Here is a 382-nt window from a genome sequence, read left to right as displayed (position 1 = left end):
GTCGACTGGTCGACGACCCGCGGGTGCCCGCGGTCTTCGGCGCCAACGACCACATGGCCCGCGGGGTCGTGCGGGCCCTGCACCGAAACGGGGCGGCTTGTGCCGGAGGACGTGCGCGTCGTGGGTTTCGACGCCATCCCCGCGGCCGCTTTCCTCCCCCCGCCGCTCACCACCGTCCGCCAGCACTTCGGGGAACTCGGCCGCTGCGGTCTCGAACTGCTCCTGCGCCGCGTCCAGTTCCCCGACCCGCAAGCCGCCGGGGTCGACGGCGCCCACCAGGTGGCCGTCGTCGCTCCCGAGCTGATCGTCAGAGCCAGCAGCGCCAGGCTCGGCCGCTGACCTCCGTCGGACGCGAATGCGTTCGGTCCGCGCAGCAGCCAGC

Annotated in this window: 1 protein-coding gene; it reads left to right on the top strand. The window is 73.8% G+C overall.

Translation table 11 applies throughout. The annotated features are described in order from the left end of the window. Positions 1–120: 120 nt before the first annotated feature. A complete protein-coding gene (locus tag C7C46_RS37635) occupies positions 121–339 on the top strand; it encodes a substrate-binding domain-containing protein (RefSeq protein WP_342775466.1) in 219 nt (72 codons plus the stop codon). The last annotated feature ends 43 nt before the right edge of the window (positions 340–382 follow it).

Origin of the sequence: Streptomyces tateyamensis (assembly GCF_003205575.1) — a bacterium.
In the GTDB taxonomy this organism is placed as follows: domain Bacteria; phylum Actinomycetota; class Actinomycetes; order Streptomycetales; family Streptomycetaceae; genus Kitasatospora; species Kitasatospora tateyamensis.
The sequence above is the reverse complement of the archived record's forward strand: the minus strand, read 5'-3'. Positions and strand labels throughout refer to the sequence as shown.